Source organism: Pseudomonas sp. P1_F1_2, assembly GCF_056405815.1.
In genome coordinates this window covers 1-16,517 of sequence record NZ_JBFUBK010000126.1, presented here as the reverse complement: position 1 = coordinate 16,517, position 16,517 = coordinate 1, and the positions used below count along the sequence as shown (strand labels likewise).

Genomic DNA, 16,517 nt, shown 5'->3' with positions numbered 1-16,517 from the left:
TCTGGACGCAGAGCAGTTTGATCGCTATCAAGCCCTGCGTCGAAAAGCTGATGTGAAGTTTCAGGAAGCGATTGAGCATCTGCGCCTGCTCAACGAAGATTTTCCGCCCATTCCGAGGTCGGCCAATCAGTCTCATCAGTTGCGCGAACAGCTTGAAGAGCGGGCCTGAGCGTCGAAAAAAAACCCGGCAATTGCCGGGTTTTTTTTGACTCCAAATTCATGTTTGAAACGGTAAGACGTAGACACGTTGCAGCGCTTGGTCGTATTGCACTGCGAACTGCATGGGCCAAATCCTGGACTCATGCAGCCTGCACGACCGCAGCGAACCACACCGGCGTTTATGTGATTGATTTTTATGGAATCTTGATCAGGCTGAATGGCGGCACGCCTTATGCTCCATCACCTCAAGCGACTGTCGGCCAATGAGTCCGTTCGCTACCCCCACGTTGATTTGAGAGACTGACCATGAACGCCATTGATCTGTTGAAAGCTGACCATGAACGTGTAAAAGGCATCCTGAGCCAATTAAGTGAGTCCACCGAACGCGGTATTAAAAAACGCGCAGAGTTGTTGGCCAAACTGGAAATGGAAATCAGCATTCATACCCGGCTTGAGGAAGAAGTCCTGTACCCGGCTTATAAAAAGGCCGGAGGCAAGGAGCAGGACGTGATGTATTACGAAGCCAAGGAAGAACACCGCACCGTGGACTCATTGGTGCTACCGGACCTGAAAATGACCGATCCTTCCACTCCCGAGTTTGCAGGTCGAGTCAAAGTGGTCAAGGAGCTGCTGGAACACCACATCGAAGAGGAAGAAACGGAGATGTTCCCTCAAGCGAAAAAGCTGCTGGGGAAAGCGACCCTGGAAGAGTTAGGCGCTCAGATGGAAACGCTGAAGGCGCAATACAAAAAAGAACTGGGCGACGGTAACCTCGCCGCTTGATCTTGAGATACCAACATCAGGAAAGCCCGGCGTTTGCCCAAACGCCGGGGATTTTGCAGGGCGGCAATCACTTCATGGCCTGGGCAATGACTTCCACCAGATTGAGTTGAGTGAAGGGTTTGGACAAGCGTGGCAGTTCGACCGCAAAACCCTCCAGACGCTCGGCGTATCCGGTAGCGAGGACAATCGGCATTTCCGGCTTCTTCAGCCGAATGGCCTGTGACAGTTGCGCGCCATTCATATGAGGCATGGCCATGTCGGTAATCACCAGGTCGATGTTCTGCTCACTGTCGAACAATTCGAGCGCCTGAGCACCTGAGGCCGCACTGATCACCCGGTGACCCAGGTCTTCCAGCAGCAGGCCGGTACTGGTCAACACAAGGCTGTCGTCGTCGACTACCAAAACACACAACCGGGCCACCGGTTCTGATTGTTCTTCTTCGATGGCGGCCTTGATTACTGACGTGGTCGTAGCAACAGGAATCCATAATTCGGCAGTGGTGCCGATGTTCTTGTGACTCCTGAGAATGAACCGCCCGCCCAGTTGTTCGATAAAGCCATGCACCATCGACAGCCCCAGGCCCGTACCTTTACCGACGCCTTTAGTGGTGAAAAACGGATCCATCGCTGAAGCCAGGGTGTCAGCGTCCATGCCTTCGCCGGTATCGGTCACGCTCAAGCAGACATACGGACCGTTATCAAGCGATAACGCGGCTTGGTCGCAAAGCTCGGAGGACTTGGCCGAGATGATGATTTTACCGCCGTCGGGCATGGCGTCCCGGGCATTGGTGACCAGGTTCAAAACCGCCAGTTCGAGCTGGTTGACGTCCGCCATGACCGGTTTGAGTTCTGTTGAAAACTGCATGTCGAGCGCTACGGAAGGCCCCAGAGAACTGCGTAACAACCCACTGATGCCTTCCACCAACGCGGGTATTCCCACGGATTCGGACTTGAGTTCCTGACGTCTGGCAAAGGCCAGCATGCGCTGAGTCAGGGTCACACCGCGCAAGGCACCCTGCCGGGCGTTGTCGACCAAACGAGTCAATTTCGGGTCGTCCCCTACCCGTTTGCGGACGATTTCGAGATTGCCGAGGATGACCGTCAACAAATTGTTGAAATCGTGGGCGATCCCGCCGCTCAATTGGCCGATGGCCTGCATCTTCTGCGCCTGGAACAGCGCTTCGCGGGTCTGCTCCAGGGCTTGCTGTGCCTGGGTGGCTTCGGTGATATCACGGGTGATCTTGGCGAAACCAAGCAACCTGCCGGTCTCGCCCCATATCGGATCGACCACCACATGGGCCAGAAACCGCGTGCCGTCCTTGCGCACCCGCCAGGCCTTGTTCTCGAATCGCCCCTCCTGTGTGGCAATCGCCAGGGCCCGCTGCGGCTCACCGGCTGCGCGGTCTTCAGGGGTATAGAACATCGAGAAGTGCTGGCCGATCACTTCTTCGGGCCGGTAGCCCTTGATGCGCTGGGCGCCAGGGTTCCAGTTAGTCAGGCGTCCCTCGGGGTCGAGCATGTAAATGGCGTAGTCGGTGACGCTTTGAACCAGCAACCGAAACTGTTGCTCGCTTTGCTTGAGGGTTTCCTCGGCGATTTTCCGGTCGGTCAGGTCCCGGGTGATCTTGGCATACCCCAGCAATTTGCCGCTCGGGTCGACAATCGGGTCGATGACTACGTGCGACCAGAAGTGCGTGCCGTCCTTGCGCACCCGCCAGCCTTCGCCTTCGAATCGCCCTTCCCGATTTGCCGTGTCCAGCGCCCGCTGGGGCAAACCGGCACGTCGATCTTCTTCGGTATAGAACCTTGAAAAATGCTGGCCGAGAATCTCCGCTTCCTCATAACCCTTGAATCGCCGGGCGCCAGAGTTCCAGCTGGTGATGATGCCATCCGGATCGATCATGTAGATCGCATAGTCCACCACTGCATCAATCAACAGGCGAAAGCGCATTTCCTCGATGGAGTTTACTTTGGACGACTTCTCACTCATCGACTACACCCGGGATTAACATTTTTATGGAGTATGCGGTAAACCATGGGTTTGGAAAGCCGCAAGGTGCATGTTCGGTGGAGTACTGGCACCAGCCCCCCTATGCTCGATGCCAATGGCCATTTCTGGCTGACAAAAGGCGCCCCCATGATCCTGATTCTGTTGCCGACTTCTGACTACGACCCGACCGAGAGCAGCGTGCCTTGGCAAGCGATGCACAGAGCCGGGATCGATGTGTGCTTTGCCACGCCCTCAGGATTGCCTGCCTACGCCGATTCGCGGTTGGTGGATATCGGTTTTGGCCCGCTGAACCCTTTATTGATGACGCGCGAGCCTGATCTTGACAGCTACAGGCAGATGATCGAAGACACGGCCTTTCGTAAACCGCTGTCCTACGCCGATGTCGACCCAAGCCAGTTCGAGGGCCTGCTGATTCCTGGCGGCCATGCCAAGGGCATGCGCAGCGTGCTGGAATCCACTCAGGCACAACAAATTGCCCTGCACTTTTTCAAGGCCGACAAACCGGTGGCCGCGGTGTGTCACGGTGTTTTGCTGCTCGCCCGCACGGTTGATCCCGACACCGGGCTTTCAGTGTTACAAGGGCGCAAGGTCACTGCACTGGTGGCCAACACCATGGAATTGCCGGCCTGGGTAATGACCGCTGCCTGGCTTGGGCGTTATTACCGAACCTACCCGCAGACTGTCGAGGCGGAAGTCACCGCCGCCCTTTCCAGCCCCGCAGATTTCCTGCGGGGCCCCTTTCTCGCCGTACGTGATTCAGCAGACCAGCCACAACGAGGCTTCGTCGTGCGCGATGGCCAGCTACTGACCGCTCGCTGGCCGGGAGACTGTCATCGCTTCGCCGCCGAATGGCTACGACTTATCGGTACACGTATTTGACGATGTAAGCCTGCAGGTCGTTGTAGACAAAGTCAGGCACTTGCGCTGCGTGTGCCTGGGTTTTGAGCAGTGCCAGGTGGCATTCCTTAACCATCTCGTCACGTTCCCTCTTGGTGTAGATGTGGTTGTTGATGATGTTGCCATAGGTGCTGTAAGCGGTTGGGGCCGTAGGAGAAACGACATCGGTGGCGGCGTTGGAATAGATTTTCTGGAAACGCGAAACCCGCTCTTTCAACCCGCCCAGCCCACGTTCATACACCGTGATCTGTGAGCCGCTGACTGCTTTCGAGGCGGTCTCGAAGGCCAGGATGATTGCTTGTGCGTTACTCATGCCGGCTTCCAGCGCCGACACCGTGACAAACCGTTCGAGCTCCCTGTTTTCCAGGCTCTTGAGTGCTCTCTTGATACTGGACAGGTGGGCGAACGCTTGATTGCAACCTACGATGTGCGTCTCGAACTGGTAACCGGCAGCGGTTGCCAGCGGAGGAAATGCGGCGAAATCGATGCTGTCGAAGGCACACTCCACAATGATGTTGTATTTGAGGGTGAAGGCTTCGGTGAAGATCTTGGTACTGAGTTCTCGAACGAAGGCTTCCGTGTGCTCATAGGCATGCAGGACGCCGAGCTTGATCATCTCGGCATACTGGGGGTGTTTTTGTCGGTATTCGGGCACGTAAAGACGAACGAATTGCTCGTAGCGCTGGGTGGGTAAGAGGTGGTTTTCCAGTAGATAGGTTTTGCCAGAGCCTTGTAGCCCCGCAACAATCAATACCTTTGGGGTGGCCTGGGCGATGATCCCGCTGAACAACGAGGTCTTGATTTCATTGAATGCAACCGTGACCTGCGCCGGGGTGTAAGCGTAATTCGGTGCAACTGACATACCTTGATTTCCTTATCAAAGATTCGCTTGAAAGTGATTGCCTGCCCTTTGAATAAAGCGGTGATCGGGCGTTTGTTCAAATCGGCGTGTCTTTCAAGATATGTCGCTGTTCTATAACGTAAAAAGTCCTACTCGAAAGCGCGAAGATTCGTCGGTTCAAACGCCCACCAGCGTGGCAATAGCTGTTTAACCTTGCTCTCGCCAAACCGGTCGTCAATCAACATGACGATCCCTTGGTCCTGCTGGGTACGGATCACTCGCCCTGCCGCTTGCACCACTTTCTGCACGCCTGGGAACAGGTAGGTGTAGTCATACCCGGCACCAAACAGGGCGGCCATGCGGTGTTTCAGCTGTTCATTGACCGGATTGAGTTGCGCAAGGCCCAGCGTGGCGATGAAGGCGCCGATCAAGCGTGCGCCAGGCAAATCGATGCCTTCACCAAACGCACCGCCCAAYACCGCAAAGCCAACCCCTTGGCTGTGCGTGGTGAACTGGTCGAGAAAGTCCTGACGCTGTGCCTCCCCCATTCCCCGGGACTGCGACCACCGTGTGATGTGCGGATGACGCTCGGCCAGTAACTGCGCCACTTGCTGCAGATAATCGAAGCTGCTGAAGAACGCCAGATAGTTCCCGGGACGCTCGCCAAATTGCCGGGCGATCAGCTCGACAATCGGCTCAAGCGACGCCTGCCGGTGGACGAAACGTGTCGAGATCTGGCTGACGATGTGCACTTGCAACTGATCCGCCTGAAACGGCGACTCGACATCAATCCACACCGTATTTTCAGGCGTGCCCAGAAGGTCGGCGTAATAGTGCTTTGGACTGAGGGTTGCAGAGAACAAGACCGTACTGCGCGCAGCGGTCAGGCGCGGGCGGATGAAGCCGGCCGGCACTACGTTGCGCAGGCATAGCTGGGACAATGGCCGCTGGCGGTCGAGGTCGCGCTTGCTGATGTCGAACAGGAACTGTTCATCGAAGCATTCGGCCACCCGGCAAAATTGCAGCATCTCGAAGTAGAAATTTTGCAGGGCGCTGTCCAGTCCCTGCGGGTGATCGTTCAAGTAGTCACCGATACTCGCGCTGCACGAAAACAAGGCCTGAAGCAGCTTTTCCGGTGCTTTGTCGTACGCCTGATAGGCACCGAGTTGCTGGTTATGCAGGGCATTCCACTCCCGATTGACCCGCTGCAAAGCCTTTTTCAATGCTTCGGGCGCGGTTTTGCGTATGTCACGCAGGGTCGATTGATCAAGGCTGGCGCTGTACATCTGCCGGCCGCGCTCCACCAGGTTGTGGGCTTCGTCGACCAGCACCGCGACGGTCCAGTTATTGGCTTGGGCGAGCCCGAACAACAGTGCACTGAAATCGAAGTAATAGTTGTAGTCAGCGACCACCACGTCTGCCCAGCGGGCCATTTCCTGGCTCAGGTAATACGGGCAAACCTCATGATCCAGGGCGACTTGGCGCAATGCAGCCTGATTCAACAGGCTCAGGTGGCTGGCAGCTTGACGAGCGGCAGGCAAACGATCGTAGAAACCCCGCGCCAACGGACAGGATTCRCCATGACAGGCCTTGTCCGGATGCTCGCAGGCTTTGTCCCGGGCGATCATTTCCAGCACACGCAGTGGCAGCGCATCGGCGCTTTGTTGAATGACCTGGGCAGCGTCCAGCGCAAGCTTTCGCCCCGGCGTTTTGGCGGTGAGGAAGAACACTTTGTCCAGTTGCTGCGGCGCCAGGGCCTTGAGCATCGGAAACAGTGTGCCCACGGTTTTGCCGATGCCTGTCGGCGCCTGCGCCATCAGACAGCGACCGGTACTGACGGCCTTGAACACCGATTCAGCCAAATGCCGTTGCCCAGGACGAAACCCGGCATGGGGAAAAGCCAATTGCTGCGCCGCTTGATTGCGCGCCTCGCGATGGGCCATTTCCTGCTCGGCCCACTGCAGGAACAGCTCGCAGTGATGCTCGAAGAACTGCTGCAGGTGTGCTGCGCTGAACGCCTCGACCAGGCAGGTTTCCTTTTCGCTGACGATGTCGAAATACACCAGCGCCAGGTTGATCTGTGTCAGCTCCAGTTTTTGACACATCAACCAGCCGTAGATCTTCGCCTGCGCCCAATGCAGTTGCCGGTGATTGGGCGGTTGTTTGCTCAAGTCACCGCGATAGGTTTTGACTTCTTCCAGGCAGTTTTGCCCAAGGTCATAGCCATCCGCCCTGCCCTTTACCTTCAGGGTTTTGTGCACGCCTTCAAGGGCGACTTCGCTTTGATAACCGTCACTGCGCCGGGACGCGACGGTACGGTGCCCGACGATGCCTTCCAGCGCCGTCGGCGACGGGGTGAAACGCAGGTCGAGGTCGCCGACCTTGGCGGTAAATTCGCACAATGCCCGTACCGCGATGCTGTAGCTCAAGCGCCCGGCTCCGCCCATTGCACGTAGCAGACGGCAATGGGCATTTGATGCTCGTGACAGAACTCCAGCCAGCGCAGTTGGTTGTCTTGCAGCCGGTCGCCGGGGCCTTTGACTTCGATCATGCGGTAGGTCTTGTGCTGGGGCCAGAACTGAATCAAGTCCGGCATGCCGGCGCGGTTGGCCTTGATATCCAGCAACAGTCGGTTGAACCAGTGCTTGAGGTGTTCCGCCGGCAGGCAATCGAGTGCCTGGTCCAGCAACGTTTCGCTCAGCACTCCCCAAAATACAAAGGGCGACTGAACGCCCCACTTGGCGGCAAACCGCTCACGAATCGTCTGCCGGTAACGGCCGTCATCGAGCTCAGCCAGGCAGGCGTCGAACAACTCGGCCCGGCGCGCTGAAAAGTCTTCATGCAGCAGGTCAGCCGGCCCACGCTGGAACGGGTGAAAGAACGCCCCCGGCACTGGCGCGAAAATGGCCGGCCAGCACAACAATCCGAACAGTGAGTTGATCAGGCTGTTCTCGACGTAATGCACCGGCGCCAGTTCTTCGGCGAGGTGGGCCTGAACGTAACCTTCCACCGATAACGCCAGATCGGTTCTTGGCAGTTGCAGGTCCAGGCGTTCCATTGGCCGGGGGGCTGACCGTTTGAGCGCCGGACCGCCCAGTTTGCGCCGCAGCCTGGGCAACACTCGTAGTAAATGCTGATGCTCGGAGGCGCTTTGCGGCGATTGCTCGGCAAGCGTCGCCAGGTCCAGGGCGAGTTGATAGTCACCACAACGCTCCAGCACGCGAATCAACCGCACGCGAGCGCCGGGAAAGGCACAGTCGCGGTAAATCGTCAGCGCACCGGCGAAATCGGCGATGCGCTCGCAATGCTGACCTATCTGAAACAACAACTTGTCGCGACGTCGCTGCAGCCAGGGATTACCAAGTGTCAGGCCGTTGATCCGCTCGACGATGGACGCCACCGGTTCGCCCGCCTCGAAATGCTGCTGGCATTGATGCAGGAATACACAGGCGTCCACATCCTGGCGACTGTGCAGGCCCCTGGATTCGAGGCTGAACTCGACTTTTTCATAGGTGAAAATGCCCAGATCGGCCAGCACGAACTCCGACCAGTCCTGATACAGGTTGCCAAAGAACATCAGCCGAAACCGGTCGCACAGGTCCATGATGGTCAAGGTAAACAGCCGGTCATGCAGTGCCGGACACCATTGGGCAAAGCGTTGTGCCTCGGGAAACTGTTCACTCAACTGTGCGAGCCAATCGGCCTTTTTGCCCTTCGGTTGATCGATCAGCGCGCCGAAGCATTGAAGAATTTCGCCCTTGAGCAGCACCTCGAATAATTCCTCGATGTGCAAGGGCGTCGTCTCATCAATCCAGCCCGCCGCCAACAACGGTGCGACAGCACTGGCGATGTCACCGATCTCGACGTAACTGAGTTTACCGGCCCGAAAATGCACGCCCTTGCGCATCACCATTCTGACCAGCAGCGCCCGCGACTCCCGAGGCAGCCGGGCGAAATCACGGATGAAGGCGTGTTCTTCTACACTTAATACATCGGCATAACGATGTTCAAGCCAGTCAAGCACTTGCATGAAGTTGTTGAGGTAATAGAACGGATCGTCGAGGGGGGTTGCAGTCACAGGGAAAAGCGCCATGGCAAGCGAGTACTGGTTATGCGTACAGATAACAGTTCCCCGCGGTACGGTGCAAACGGAAAAGGATAAGCGGCAGCGTTATTCAGTCATTTTCGGGCTGGCATCGAACTTTCTGCCAATCGATGGCACCAACCGACATAGAGGTTTTTTCAGCATTGCATGAGGTGAACATGAACATCAAAACCCTGGGTCTACCGCTGGCCGCAGCAGCCTTGTTAGCCCTGGCCGGCTGCTCGACACCGACGGTCGTGACCCTGCAAAACGGCACTCAGTATTTGACCAAGGACATGCCGAAAACCAAGACCAAGGACGGATTCTACGAATTTGAAGATATTTCCGGCACCAAAATCAAGGTCAACTCCAAGGATGTGGCCACGGTGCGCCCGGAAGACTGAGGACCGCGAAGGGGGCCTTACCGGCCCCCAACACTGTCAGGCAATCACAATCCCCGAACCGGACAAACTGTCCAGTCCAACCCCTACCAACGTCACCGAATCCCCACCCAATGTCAGCACCGTGTCATGCCCGACGGTGGTGGCATGTGCCCGAAAATCATCGGTGGGCGCCACGCCCTGAACCCCGAGAAACACCAGTTTGTCGTTTGCCTGATAGCCCACGACCCGGTCCTGGCCAAAGGCGCCACTGAACAGGAACGTATCGACCCCGCCTCCCGACTCCATCAGGTCATTCCCCGCCCCGCCAACAAAGACATCGTTGCCTTTGCCTCCGATCAGTTGATCGTTACCGTCCAGGCCAAACAACCAATCGCCCGTGGCCTGCGCCTTGAGCATATCGGCCCCGACGCCACCCTTCACCGATGAGGCGTATGCGGTCACGTTGTTGCCGGTCACTAGCCCGTTGGCCGTCACGCTGTGGGTCACATCGTCCTTGAACAGCCCCCACAGGAATCCCGGTTCCTTGCTGACAATGCTGCCGATGTCGCGGGTAATGCTGATGCCGCCATTGGCATCGCGAAGGTATAAGGTGCCAGCGCCGTCATTGGCAAACTCGACGGTCTTCGACGACGCCTGCAACTCCAGCACATTATTGCCCTTGCCGCCCAACAGGATGTTGTAGCCGCCACCATCGCGGAAGGTGTCGTTACCGTCGCGGCCCTCCAGGTAGTCGGTGCCTTGCCCGCCCTGAATCAGGTCGTTGGCGTCGCTGCCGATGATGAACGTGCTGCCCTTGTGGGTTTCGGCAATGCGGTTGAGGTCCTGAACCCAGGTATTGGCGCGCGCCGGGTCCGACAGGTTGGCGACGATGATCGTCGAGTCTTTGCTGGTGAGGTCGTAGAACTTCGATTCAATCACCCGGTTCATGCCGTCGCCGTAAGCGGTGGGCAAATGCGAGATCCAGGTCGGGATGTTGAGAATGGAATACGGCAGCACATTCCACGCTGTCGACGCGTAGTGATCGTTGAAGCTGACGATGTTGTCGGTCGCCGACTCCTTGGCGGCATCGTGCACACCCACCGACGACAGGTTGAACGTTGAACCGTCGAGGGCCCGGAACACAGGATCGTTTTCATAGCCGACGTTGAGTACTTTGTCGGTGCCACTTTGAGTCGGCGACGCGTAGGCGATGTAGTTGGAGTCCGAGAAAAACCCGCCCCACTTATCCGTGCTCAAGTCCGCCAGGCTGTTGACCGCCAAGCCGCCGAGGCTATGGCCGCTGACCACGATGTTTTTACCCGACAGGCCATTGGCCTGGGCGAACGCCGCCACGTCGCCGAGCAGGTTGCCGAAGGCTTCGCCGACGTAGTTTTTTGCATAATCCTTGGGGCCCAACGCCGCCAGCAGATCGTTGATCACGTCACCAATGGAATCGCTGATCAGGGTTTCTCGTGGGCCGCTGGTGCCGCGAAAGGCGATGCCGATTTCGGTCAAGTGTCCCTGAGTATCGTACTTGCCGAGGATCTCGACTTGCGCACTGGTGTAACCGGCCTTTTCGCCGAAGAACGTTCCGCGAGCGTCAACCTTGCCGTCATAGCCCAACTGCGTGGCGGTGATCGGTGTCCAGCCGGCTTTTTGCACCGCGTCCAGTGCGGCTTTTTCCGAATCCGGGTTCCAGGGAATGCCGGGGATGACGCCCTGTGAATCGGTGCCGCCCAGCAACGCGGTGACCAATGTCGCGGGCAAACCCAGGCCGAAACCGTTGTGCTGATAGCCGGTGGCAAAGCCGTTGTCGAGGTTGTGATAGGAATACAACGTGATGGCCATGGCGTCGGTGAACAACGCCTTGGAGTCTGCCGTGTTGAAGTTTTTGTAGTCGTACACACCCATTGGTATTGCCTCTCTTTTGTTGGAATTGTCAGAGATGGCTCACAACCAGGACGCCTCGATCACGAAGCGCCCCGGAGCCTTTAGTGCATGCAGCCTTTACGCAAACGTGATGCCTGGCACCGACAGGTTTTCGAGCCCGACGCAGGCTACGCCAGCGGCTACAGGTTCAACTCATTGGGTTGTCGGACCTTGGCCGAACGCCTCGTCTACCTTGGCCAGATCCTGTTCGCTCAAGGTCCCCGCGTAGTAATGCAACTTGGTCCAGGCCATCAAGTAGTCATAGCGTGTCTGAGCCAAATCCCGGCGAGTGGTAAAGAGTTGTTGTTCTGCGTTCAGCGCATCCAGGTTGACGCGCTCGCCACCCAGGATGCTTTGCTTGGTCGACACCACCAGCGCTTCGGCAGACACCAGGGCTTTTTGATAGGCGCGCAGCTTGTTGACGCCCGACAGGCAGGCGCTGAACTGTCGGCGCAGCTGGATCATGGTTTCCCGGGTCTTGCCATCCAGTTCGTACTCGGCCTGTTCCATGTTGCGACTGGCCTGGCGGGTGGACGCCGATACCCCGCCACCGGTATACAGCGGCACGTTGACTTCGATGCCGATGGTGTTGGTGTCGTAACGCTGGTTATAAGTGTTGCCGCTTTCCGATTCGTTCTGGCGCGCCGAGGCATAGGCACTGACTTTGGGCAGGTGGCCCGCGCGGTTGCGTTCCACTTCATAACGCGCCACTTCCACGGCCTGACGCTGGGAGGCCAGGCTCGGGTTATTGGCCACCGCCATTTCGTGCCAGGTGTCGTAGTTGGCCGGTTGCAGGATGAAGGTCTGGAAGTGCTGGTCCAGCGGCGCCAGGTCGGCGATGTCGATCGTCGGGACGCCAATCAGCGCACCCAGCTCACGCAAGGACGCATCCTGCTCGTTGCGTGCCTCGATTTCTTCAGCGGTCGCCAGTTCGTAACGGGACTCCGACTCAAGCGTATCGGTGCGCGTGCCCTCGCCCTGGCGGAACATCTGCTCGTTCTGCTGGAACTGCTGCTCGTAGGCCTTTTTCCGCGCCTGCGCAATGTCGATCTGATCCTGGGCAAACAGTGCCTTGGTGTAGTTCTCCAACACCCGCACCAACAGCTCCTGGCTCTTGCCGCGAAAGGCCTCATCGGCAAACAACGACTGCGCCACGCCTTTGCGATACGCCGCGTAAGCTTCGTAATCGAGCAAGGGTTGTTGCAGGGTCAAGGTCGAGCCGTAACTGCTGTAATTGCGGTCATCGGTCTGATTTTGCCGACGCTCATCAAGGTAGGTGACCTTGGAGGTGTTGCGTCCCTTGTTGTAGTTGTAAGCCAGCTTTGGCAGCAGGCCAGCACGGCCAATAAGGCGGTTTTCAAGGCCCGCATCGCGTTCCTTGATCGCGCCAAGGAACACCGGGTCATTGCGCAACGCTTGTTCGTAGATAGCGAACGGCCCCATGGCCATCACACTGTTGCACGTCAGCAACACCAGGGTTGCCGCGAGCAGGGAAAGCTTATTCATACAGCCGAACATCCTTATTCCTCGGTCAACGCGGAACCTGCCCGGTCGAGCAGCGGTTTGAACAGATAGTTGAGGAGTGAACGTTCACCGGTCCGCACGAACATTTCCGCCGGCATGCCCGGCTTGATCACCAGCCCGTTGAGTTTTTCCATGGCCTGGTCGCTGACGCTGCTGCGCAACACGTAGTACGGCGCGCCGGTTTTCTCGTCGACCATTTGGTCGGCGGAAACCAGGCTGACCTCGCCGGGTACCCGTGGCGTGCGGCTTTGGTTGAAGGCGGTGAAGAGAATGTCCACCGGCAAATGGGTGCCAACCTTGTCGATCAGGTTGATCGGCAAGTGCCCTTCCACTTCCAGGCGGGTGCCCTGCGGCACGATTTCCAGCAAGATTTCACCCTGGCGCACCACGGCGCCCTCGGTATGCACCCCGAGGTTGACCGCGATGCCATCGGCGGTCGCGATGATCTCGCTGTGTTGCAGGTTGAACCCGGCAGAGGTCAGTTGCTCCTTGAGGGTCACACTCTTGAGTTGCGCGTCGGCCAGTTGGGTGCGGACTTCTTTCTGATACTCCTCGATGTGCTGTTGCAGCTTGAGTTTCGCTTCGAGGATGCCCTGCTCCACGCGACCGCTTTCGCCGGTGTTTTCGGCCAATTGTTGCTGCACCTGCGACAGCTGACGCTGGTATTCCAGTAGACGGTTACGCGGGATGTAGCCGTTGTCCGCCAAGGGCTGAAGGTTGCTCAGTTGTTGTTGCAACGAGTTGGCCTGGGCCGTCAGGTCGGTGCGGGCACGGCGCATGCCGGCCAACTGCGCGCTGGCGCCTTCCATGTTGGCGCGCAACCCGCCCTGCTCGCGGAAATAGGCTTCGCGGCGGCTGCTGAACAATTGCCGCTGACCTTCGAGCACCAATGCCAATCGAGGATCGGCATCCTTGATCAGTTCCGCCGGGAAGTTCACTTGCTTGAGGTTGTCCCGTTCACTTTCCCAGCGCGCAACGCTGGCCCAGGCCATGCGGTATTGCGCCTGCAACGAATCGACATCGGCCGCGACCTGGGTCTGGTCGAGCTGGAACAGCGGCTGGCCCAGCTTCACCACTTGCCCCTCGCGCACCAGAATCCGGCTGACCACACCGGGACTCATCGATTGCACGGCTTTGCGCTTGCCAGACACCACAACGGTGCCCTGCACTGCAATGCCCTGATCAAGTGGGGCGAGGCTGGCCCAAGTGAAGAAACTGCCGGCACCGACGATGGCCAGCATCCAGCCCATGCGGGCAAAAAAACGCGCATCACGCTCGGGACGTTCAGTGAGGTAATCGTGTTCCATCGTCGCTTCGCTTTCGGTGTTCATGCGTGCGCTGCTCATACACCCGAATTCCTTGTCGTGGGCTGATACTGCCGGCTCATGCTGAGCCCGCCCGCTGCTTGCGGCGCTTTCTCACGTTGTTGATCCTGAGCACCGGAGAGGGCCTTGAGCACGTCCTGGCTTGGCCCAAATGCCTGCAATCGCCCCTCATTGAGCACCAGCAATTTGTCAGCCTGGGCCAATGCCGAAGAACGGTGAGTGACCAGAATCACACTGGTGCCCTGAGCTTTCATTTGCGCAATGGCGCCGGCCAGCGCGGCTTCGCCCACGGTATCGAGGTTGGAATTAGGCTCGTCCAACACCACCAGGCTCGGCTTGCCGTACAACGCACGGGCCAGTGCCACACGTTGTTTCTGGCCACCGGACAAGCCGCCGCCGTCTTCACCCAGCACCGTGTCGTAGCCCTGCGGCATGCGCAGGATCAGTTCATGGACCCCCGCCTGCTGTGCAGCTTCGACGACCTTTTGTGGATCGGTTTCACGAAACCGGGCGATGTTTTCAGCAATGCTGCCGCTGAACAATTCGATGTCTTGCGGCAAATAACCGATATAGGGGCCCAGGTCATCGCGGTTCCAGCGATGAATGTCCGCGCCGTCCAGTCGAACCGTGCCGCCAAGGGTTGGCCAGACGCCGACGAGCACTCGGGCCAATGTCGATTTGCCTGAGCCGGAGGCGCCGAGCACGCCCATCACCTCCCCGGCACCCAGGTTGAAGTTGACCATGTGCAGCGTTGCCGCACGTTGCCCAGGTGGGCCAGCGCTGACCTGCTCGAAAGTGATCTGCCCTTTTGGCGCGGGCAGCGTCATCGCCTCGTCCGTCGGTGGGAAGGCTTGCAGCAATGCATCAAGACGGCGGTAGGCGAGCTTGGCACCGCTCCACTGTTTCCATACGGCAATCAACTGATCGATGGGGCTCAGGACGCGGCCCATCAGAATCGAACCGGCAATCATCATCCCGGCCGTCATGTCGCCTTTGATGACCAGCAAGGCGCCAAGGCCCAGAACCAGAGATTGCAGACACAGGCGCAAGGTCTTGCTCAGGGAACTGATGACGGCACCGATGTCGCTGGCCTGGTTCTGCAAGCTGAGAAAGCGCGAATGCACCTGGAACCAGCGTTTGCGCAACACGCCGAGCATGCCCATCGCCTGGATGGTTTCAGCGTTGTGCAGGTGACTCGTCGCCAATTGGCTGGATTTCTGGGAAAAACCGGCAGCCTCACCCAATGGCTTCTTGGTCATCATTTCGTTGAGGCAGGCAAGGCCAATCAGTACCAGCGCGCCTACAGTCGCGAACACACCGAGCCAGATATTGAACAGGTAGATCACGAACAGATAGACCGGAAACCAGGGTGCGTCGAAGAAGGCAAACAGCGCAGGACCGGTGACAAACTGACGAATGTGCGTCAGGTCCCCCAAGGACTGCCCGGCATTGCCCTCGCCTTTAAACAGGTTGCGCTCGAACGCAGCCTGATAAACCCGCAGGTTGAAACGTCGCTCCAGTTGGCTGCCAATGCGGATCACGATAAAGCTGCGAATGATCTCCAACAGCCCGATGAACGCAAAGAAACCGACGACCATCAGCGACAACATGGCCAAGGTCGTTTCGTTTTGCGAAGACAACACTCGGTCATAGACTTGCAGCATATAGATGGACGGGACCAGCATCAGCACATTGATCAATGCGGTAAAACAACCGACGCTGATCAAGATGCTTTTATAGTCGCCCAACGCCTTGAACAACGGTGGGGTGGCTGGGGCCTTAGCCATCTTCATTGATTTTTCCTGAGATGATATTCATCGCCCTGTTTTGGCGAGGTTTCAATTAACTGTTTGTTCGCAGTTCCAGACATTCTTTGTCAGTTAACGCTTACAAATTAACAACCCGTTTTCCATACTCGACAATGAGTCAGCGTATTGATCTGTCACTTATAACTTCAATGCCGGGGTTTATATTTAAATTTGCACCGGCCTGTCACTTTATTTGCTTAATCCGTGGGGCGCTTGAGCGTGATGATCAGACCTGACTTCAAATTACCTTGATAAAACCCATCATGCTGTCGGCTGAAAAAGAAAATTCTTGAGCCTTCTTTGCCGGTAATCGCGATACCGTCTGGCTCGGGGAACCAGCCGGTTGCTGGTTCTGTCAGCCAGGCACCGAGGCACTCGGCACCCTCGCCCAGCGTCTGGGTGGATTGAAGGTCAACAAGGCAAACATTCGATGGTTTGTCCTGCATTGCCAACGACTCGGACGAACCTTGTGTGGCGATCAAGGTGGCTTGCCATTGTCCGTCGAGTTCAGAGGGGTCCGCTAATTTCAGGCTGCTGGCCATGGTTGTATCTCCAGGAAACATCACCAGCGTCGCCAATAGCCACGCGGTCATTGTGCAGATCAAGGCGTTAGTGGACATCCGACGATTCACTCCCGCGTGCTTCGAGGCAAGGACAGAGCGCGGCCCATCAAGCGCCGCGCTCCTTTTTAGCCCTGAATCAAGCCACGATGTCCGAGAACGCCGCCTGGCCTACGGTGCTGACCAGGAAATCAGCCACACCATGCCCGGAGA

Annotated in this window: 13 protein-coding genes; 4 read left to right on the top strand and 9 right to left on the bottom strand. The window is 57.8% G+C overall.

Annotated features, from left to right (window positions below; genetic code table 11):
- Positions 1-465 precede the first annotated feature (465 nt).
- Positions 466-942, top strand: a complete 477-nt coding sequence (locus AC1D2P_RS26865) for a hemerythrin domain-containing protein (RefSeq protein WP_223525559.1) — start codon at positions 466-468, stop codon at positions 940-942.
- A 67-nt stretch (positions 943-1,009) separates the two neighbouring features.
- Here the strand turns inward: AC1D2P_RS26865 and AC1D2P_RS26860 are convergent, their stop codons facing one another.
- Positions 1,010-2,932: a hybrid sensor histidine kinase/response regulator gene (locus AC1D2P_RS26860; RefSeq protein WP_046033168.1), complete on the bottom strand. Its 1,923-nt coding sequence runs from the start codon at positions 2,930-2,932 to the stop codon at positions 1,010-1,012.
- Between the two features lie 147 nt (positions 2,933-3,079).
- Between AC1D2P_RS26860 and AC1D2P_RS26855 the strand changes: the two genes are divergently transcribed.
- On the top strand, positions 3,080-3,832 hold the full coding sequence (locus AC1D2P_RS26855; protein ID WP_046033193.1) for a DJ-1/PfpI family protein: 753 nt from the start codon (positions 3,080-3,082) through the stop codon (positions 3,830-3,832).
- Here AC1D2P_RS26855 and AC1D2P_RS26850 read toward each other — a convergent pair.
- The 3 genes from AC1D2P_RS26850 to AC1D2P_RS26840 form a co-directional block, all read right to left on the bottom strand.
- Positions 3,813-4,712: a zeta toxin family protein gene (locus AC1D2P_RS26850; protein ID WP_477758277.1), complete on the bottom strand. Its 900-nt coding sequence runs from the start codon at positions 4,710-4,712 to the stop codon at positions 3,813-3,815. The genes AC1D2P_RS26855 and AC1D2P_RS26850 overlap by 20 nt on opposite strands.
- 128 nt (positions 4,713-4,840) lie before the next feature.
- Positions 4,841-7,120 (bottom strand): ATP-dependent DNA helicase, encoded by a 2,280-nt coding sequence (locus AC1D2P_RS26845; RefSeq protein ID WP_477758276.1) that lies wholly within the window; start codon positions 7,118-7,120, stop codon positions 4,841-4,843.
- Positions 7,117-8,784, bottom strand: coding sequence for a VRR-NUC domain-containing protein (locus AC1D2P_RS26840; protein WP_477758275.1), 1,668 nt, complete (start codon positions 8,782-8,784; stop codon positions 7,117-7,119). Before AC1D2P_RS26840 ends, AC1D2P_RS26845 begins: the two co-directional genes overlap by 4 nt.
- A 170-nt stretch (positions 8,785-8,954) precedes the next feature.
- Here AC1D2P_RS26840 and AC1D2P_RS26835 point away from each other — a divergent pair, with 170 nt between their 5' ends.
- Positions 8,955-9,179, top strand: coding sequence for a YgdI/YgdR family lipoprotein (locus tag AC1D2P_RS26835; RefSeq protein WP_046033166.1), 225 nt, complete (start codon positions 8,955-8,957; stop codon positions 9,177-9,179).
- Between the two features lie 36 nt (positions 9,180-9,215).
- Here AC1D2P_RS26835 and AC1D2P_RS26830 read toward each other — a convergent pair whose 3' ends face one another.
- The 5 genes from AC1D2P_RS26830 to AC1D2P_RS26810 all read right to left on the bottom strand — a co-directional run bounded on the left by AC1D2P_RS26830 (position 9,216) and on the right by AC1D2P_RS26810 (position 16,364).
- Complete coding sequence (locus AC1D2P_RS26830) at positions 9,216-11,069, bottom strand: polyurethane esterase (RefSeq protein WP_477758274.1); 1,854 nt, start codon at positions 11,067-11,069, stop codon at positions 9,216-9,218.
- Between the two features lie 171 nt (positions 11,070-11,240).
- The gene (locus AC1D2P_RS26825; protein ID WP_477758273.1) at positions 11,241-12,605 is read right to left on the bottom strand and encodes a TolC family outer membrane protein; all 1,365 of its coding nucleotides are present in this window, start codon (positions 12,603-12,605) and stop codon (positions 11,241-11,243) included.
- 2 nt (positions 12,606-12,607) lie between these two features.
- Positions 12,608-13,957 carry an HlyD family type I secretion periplasmic adaptor subunit gene (locus tag AC1D2P_RS26820; protein WP_046033163.1) on the bottom strand — a complete coding sequence of 450 codons (1,350 nt, stop codon included), beginning with the start codon at positions 13,955-13,957 and terminating at the stop codon, positions 12,608-12,610.
- Entirely contained in the window at positions 13,954-15,729 is a 1,776-nt protein-coding gene (locus tag AC1D2P_RS26815) for a type I secretion system permease/ATPase (RefSeq protein ID WP_223525553.1), read from the bottom strand. Before AC1D2P_RS26815 ends, AC1D2P_RS26820 begins: the two co-directional genes overlap by 4 nt.
- Positions 15,730-15,941: 212 nt before the next feature.
- Complete coding sequence (locus AC1D2P_RS26810; RefSeq protein ID WP_477758272.1) at positions 15,942-16,364, bottom strand: AprI/Inh family metalloprotease inhibitor; 423 nt, start codon at positions 16,362-16,364, stop codon at positions 15,942-15,944.
- Between AC1D2P_RS26810 and AC1D2P_RS26805 the strand changes: the two genes are divergently transcribed.
- Positions 16,285-16,517 (top strand): hypothetical protein (locus AC1D2P_RS26805; protein ID WP_477811680.1); only part of this gene is annotated, 233 nt, incomplete at its 3' end. The two genes, AC1D2P_RS26810 and AC1D2P_RS26805, sit on opposite strands and share 80 nt — an antisense overlap.

Excerpts from the sequence above, each read along its gene's own strand:
- AC1D2P_RS26865 (WP_223525559.1), top strand. The coding sequence starts at position 466 with ATGAACGCCATTGATCTGTTGAAAGCTGACCATGAACGTGTAAAAGGC.
- AC1D2P_RS26860 (WP_046033168.1), bottom strand. The coding sequence starts at position 2,932 with ATGAGTGAGAAGTCGTCCAAAGTAAACTCCATCGAGGAAATGCGCTTT.
- AC1D2P_RS26855 (WP_046033193.1), top strand. The coding sequence starts at position 3,080 with ATGATCCTGATTCTGTTGCCGACTTCTGACTACGACCCGACCGAGAGC.
- AC1D2P_RS26850 (WP_477758277.1), bottom strand. The coding sequence starts at position 4,712 with ATGTCAGTTGCACCGAATTACGCTTACACCCCGGCGCAGGTCACGGTT.
- AC1D2P_RS26840 (WP_477758275.1), bottom strand. The coding sequence starts at position 8,784 with ATGGCGCTTTTCCCTGTGACTGCAACCCCCCTCGACGATCCGTTCTAT.
- AC1D2P_RS26835 (WP_046033166.1), top strand. The coding sequence starts at position 8,955 with ATGAACATCAAAACCCTGGGTCTACCGCTGGCCGCAGCAGCCTTGTTA.
- AC1D2P_RS26830 (WP_477758274.1), bottom strand. The coding sequence starts at position 11,069 with ATGGGTGTGTACGACTACAAAAACTTCAACACGGCAGACTCCAAGGCG.
- AC1D2P_RS26825 (WP_477758273.1), bottom strand. The coding sequence starts at position 12,605 with ATGTTCGGCTGTATGAATAAGCTTTCCCTGCTCGCGGCAACCCTGGTG.
- AC1D2P_RS26820 (WP_046033163.1), bottom strand. The coding sequence starts at position 13,957 with ATGAGCAGCGCACGCATGAACACCGAAAGCGAAGCGACGATGGAACAC.
- AC1D2P_RS26815 (WP_223525553.1), bottom strand. The coding sequence starts at position 15,729 with ATGAAGATGGCTAAGGCCCCAGCCACCCCACCGTTGTTCAAGGCGTTG.
- AC1D2P_RS26810 (WP_477758272.1), bottom strand. The coding sequence starts at position 16,364 with ATGTCCACTAACGCCTTGATCTGCACAATGACCGCGTGGCTATTGGCG.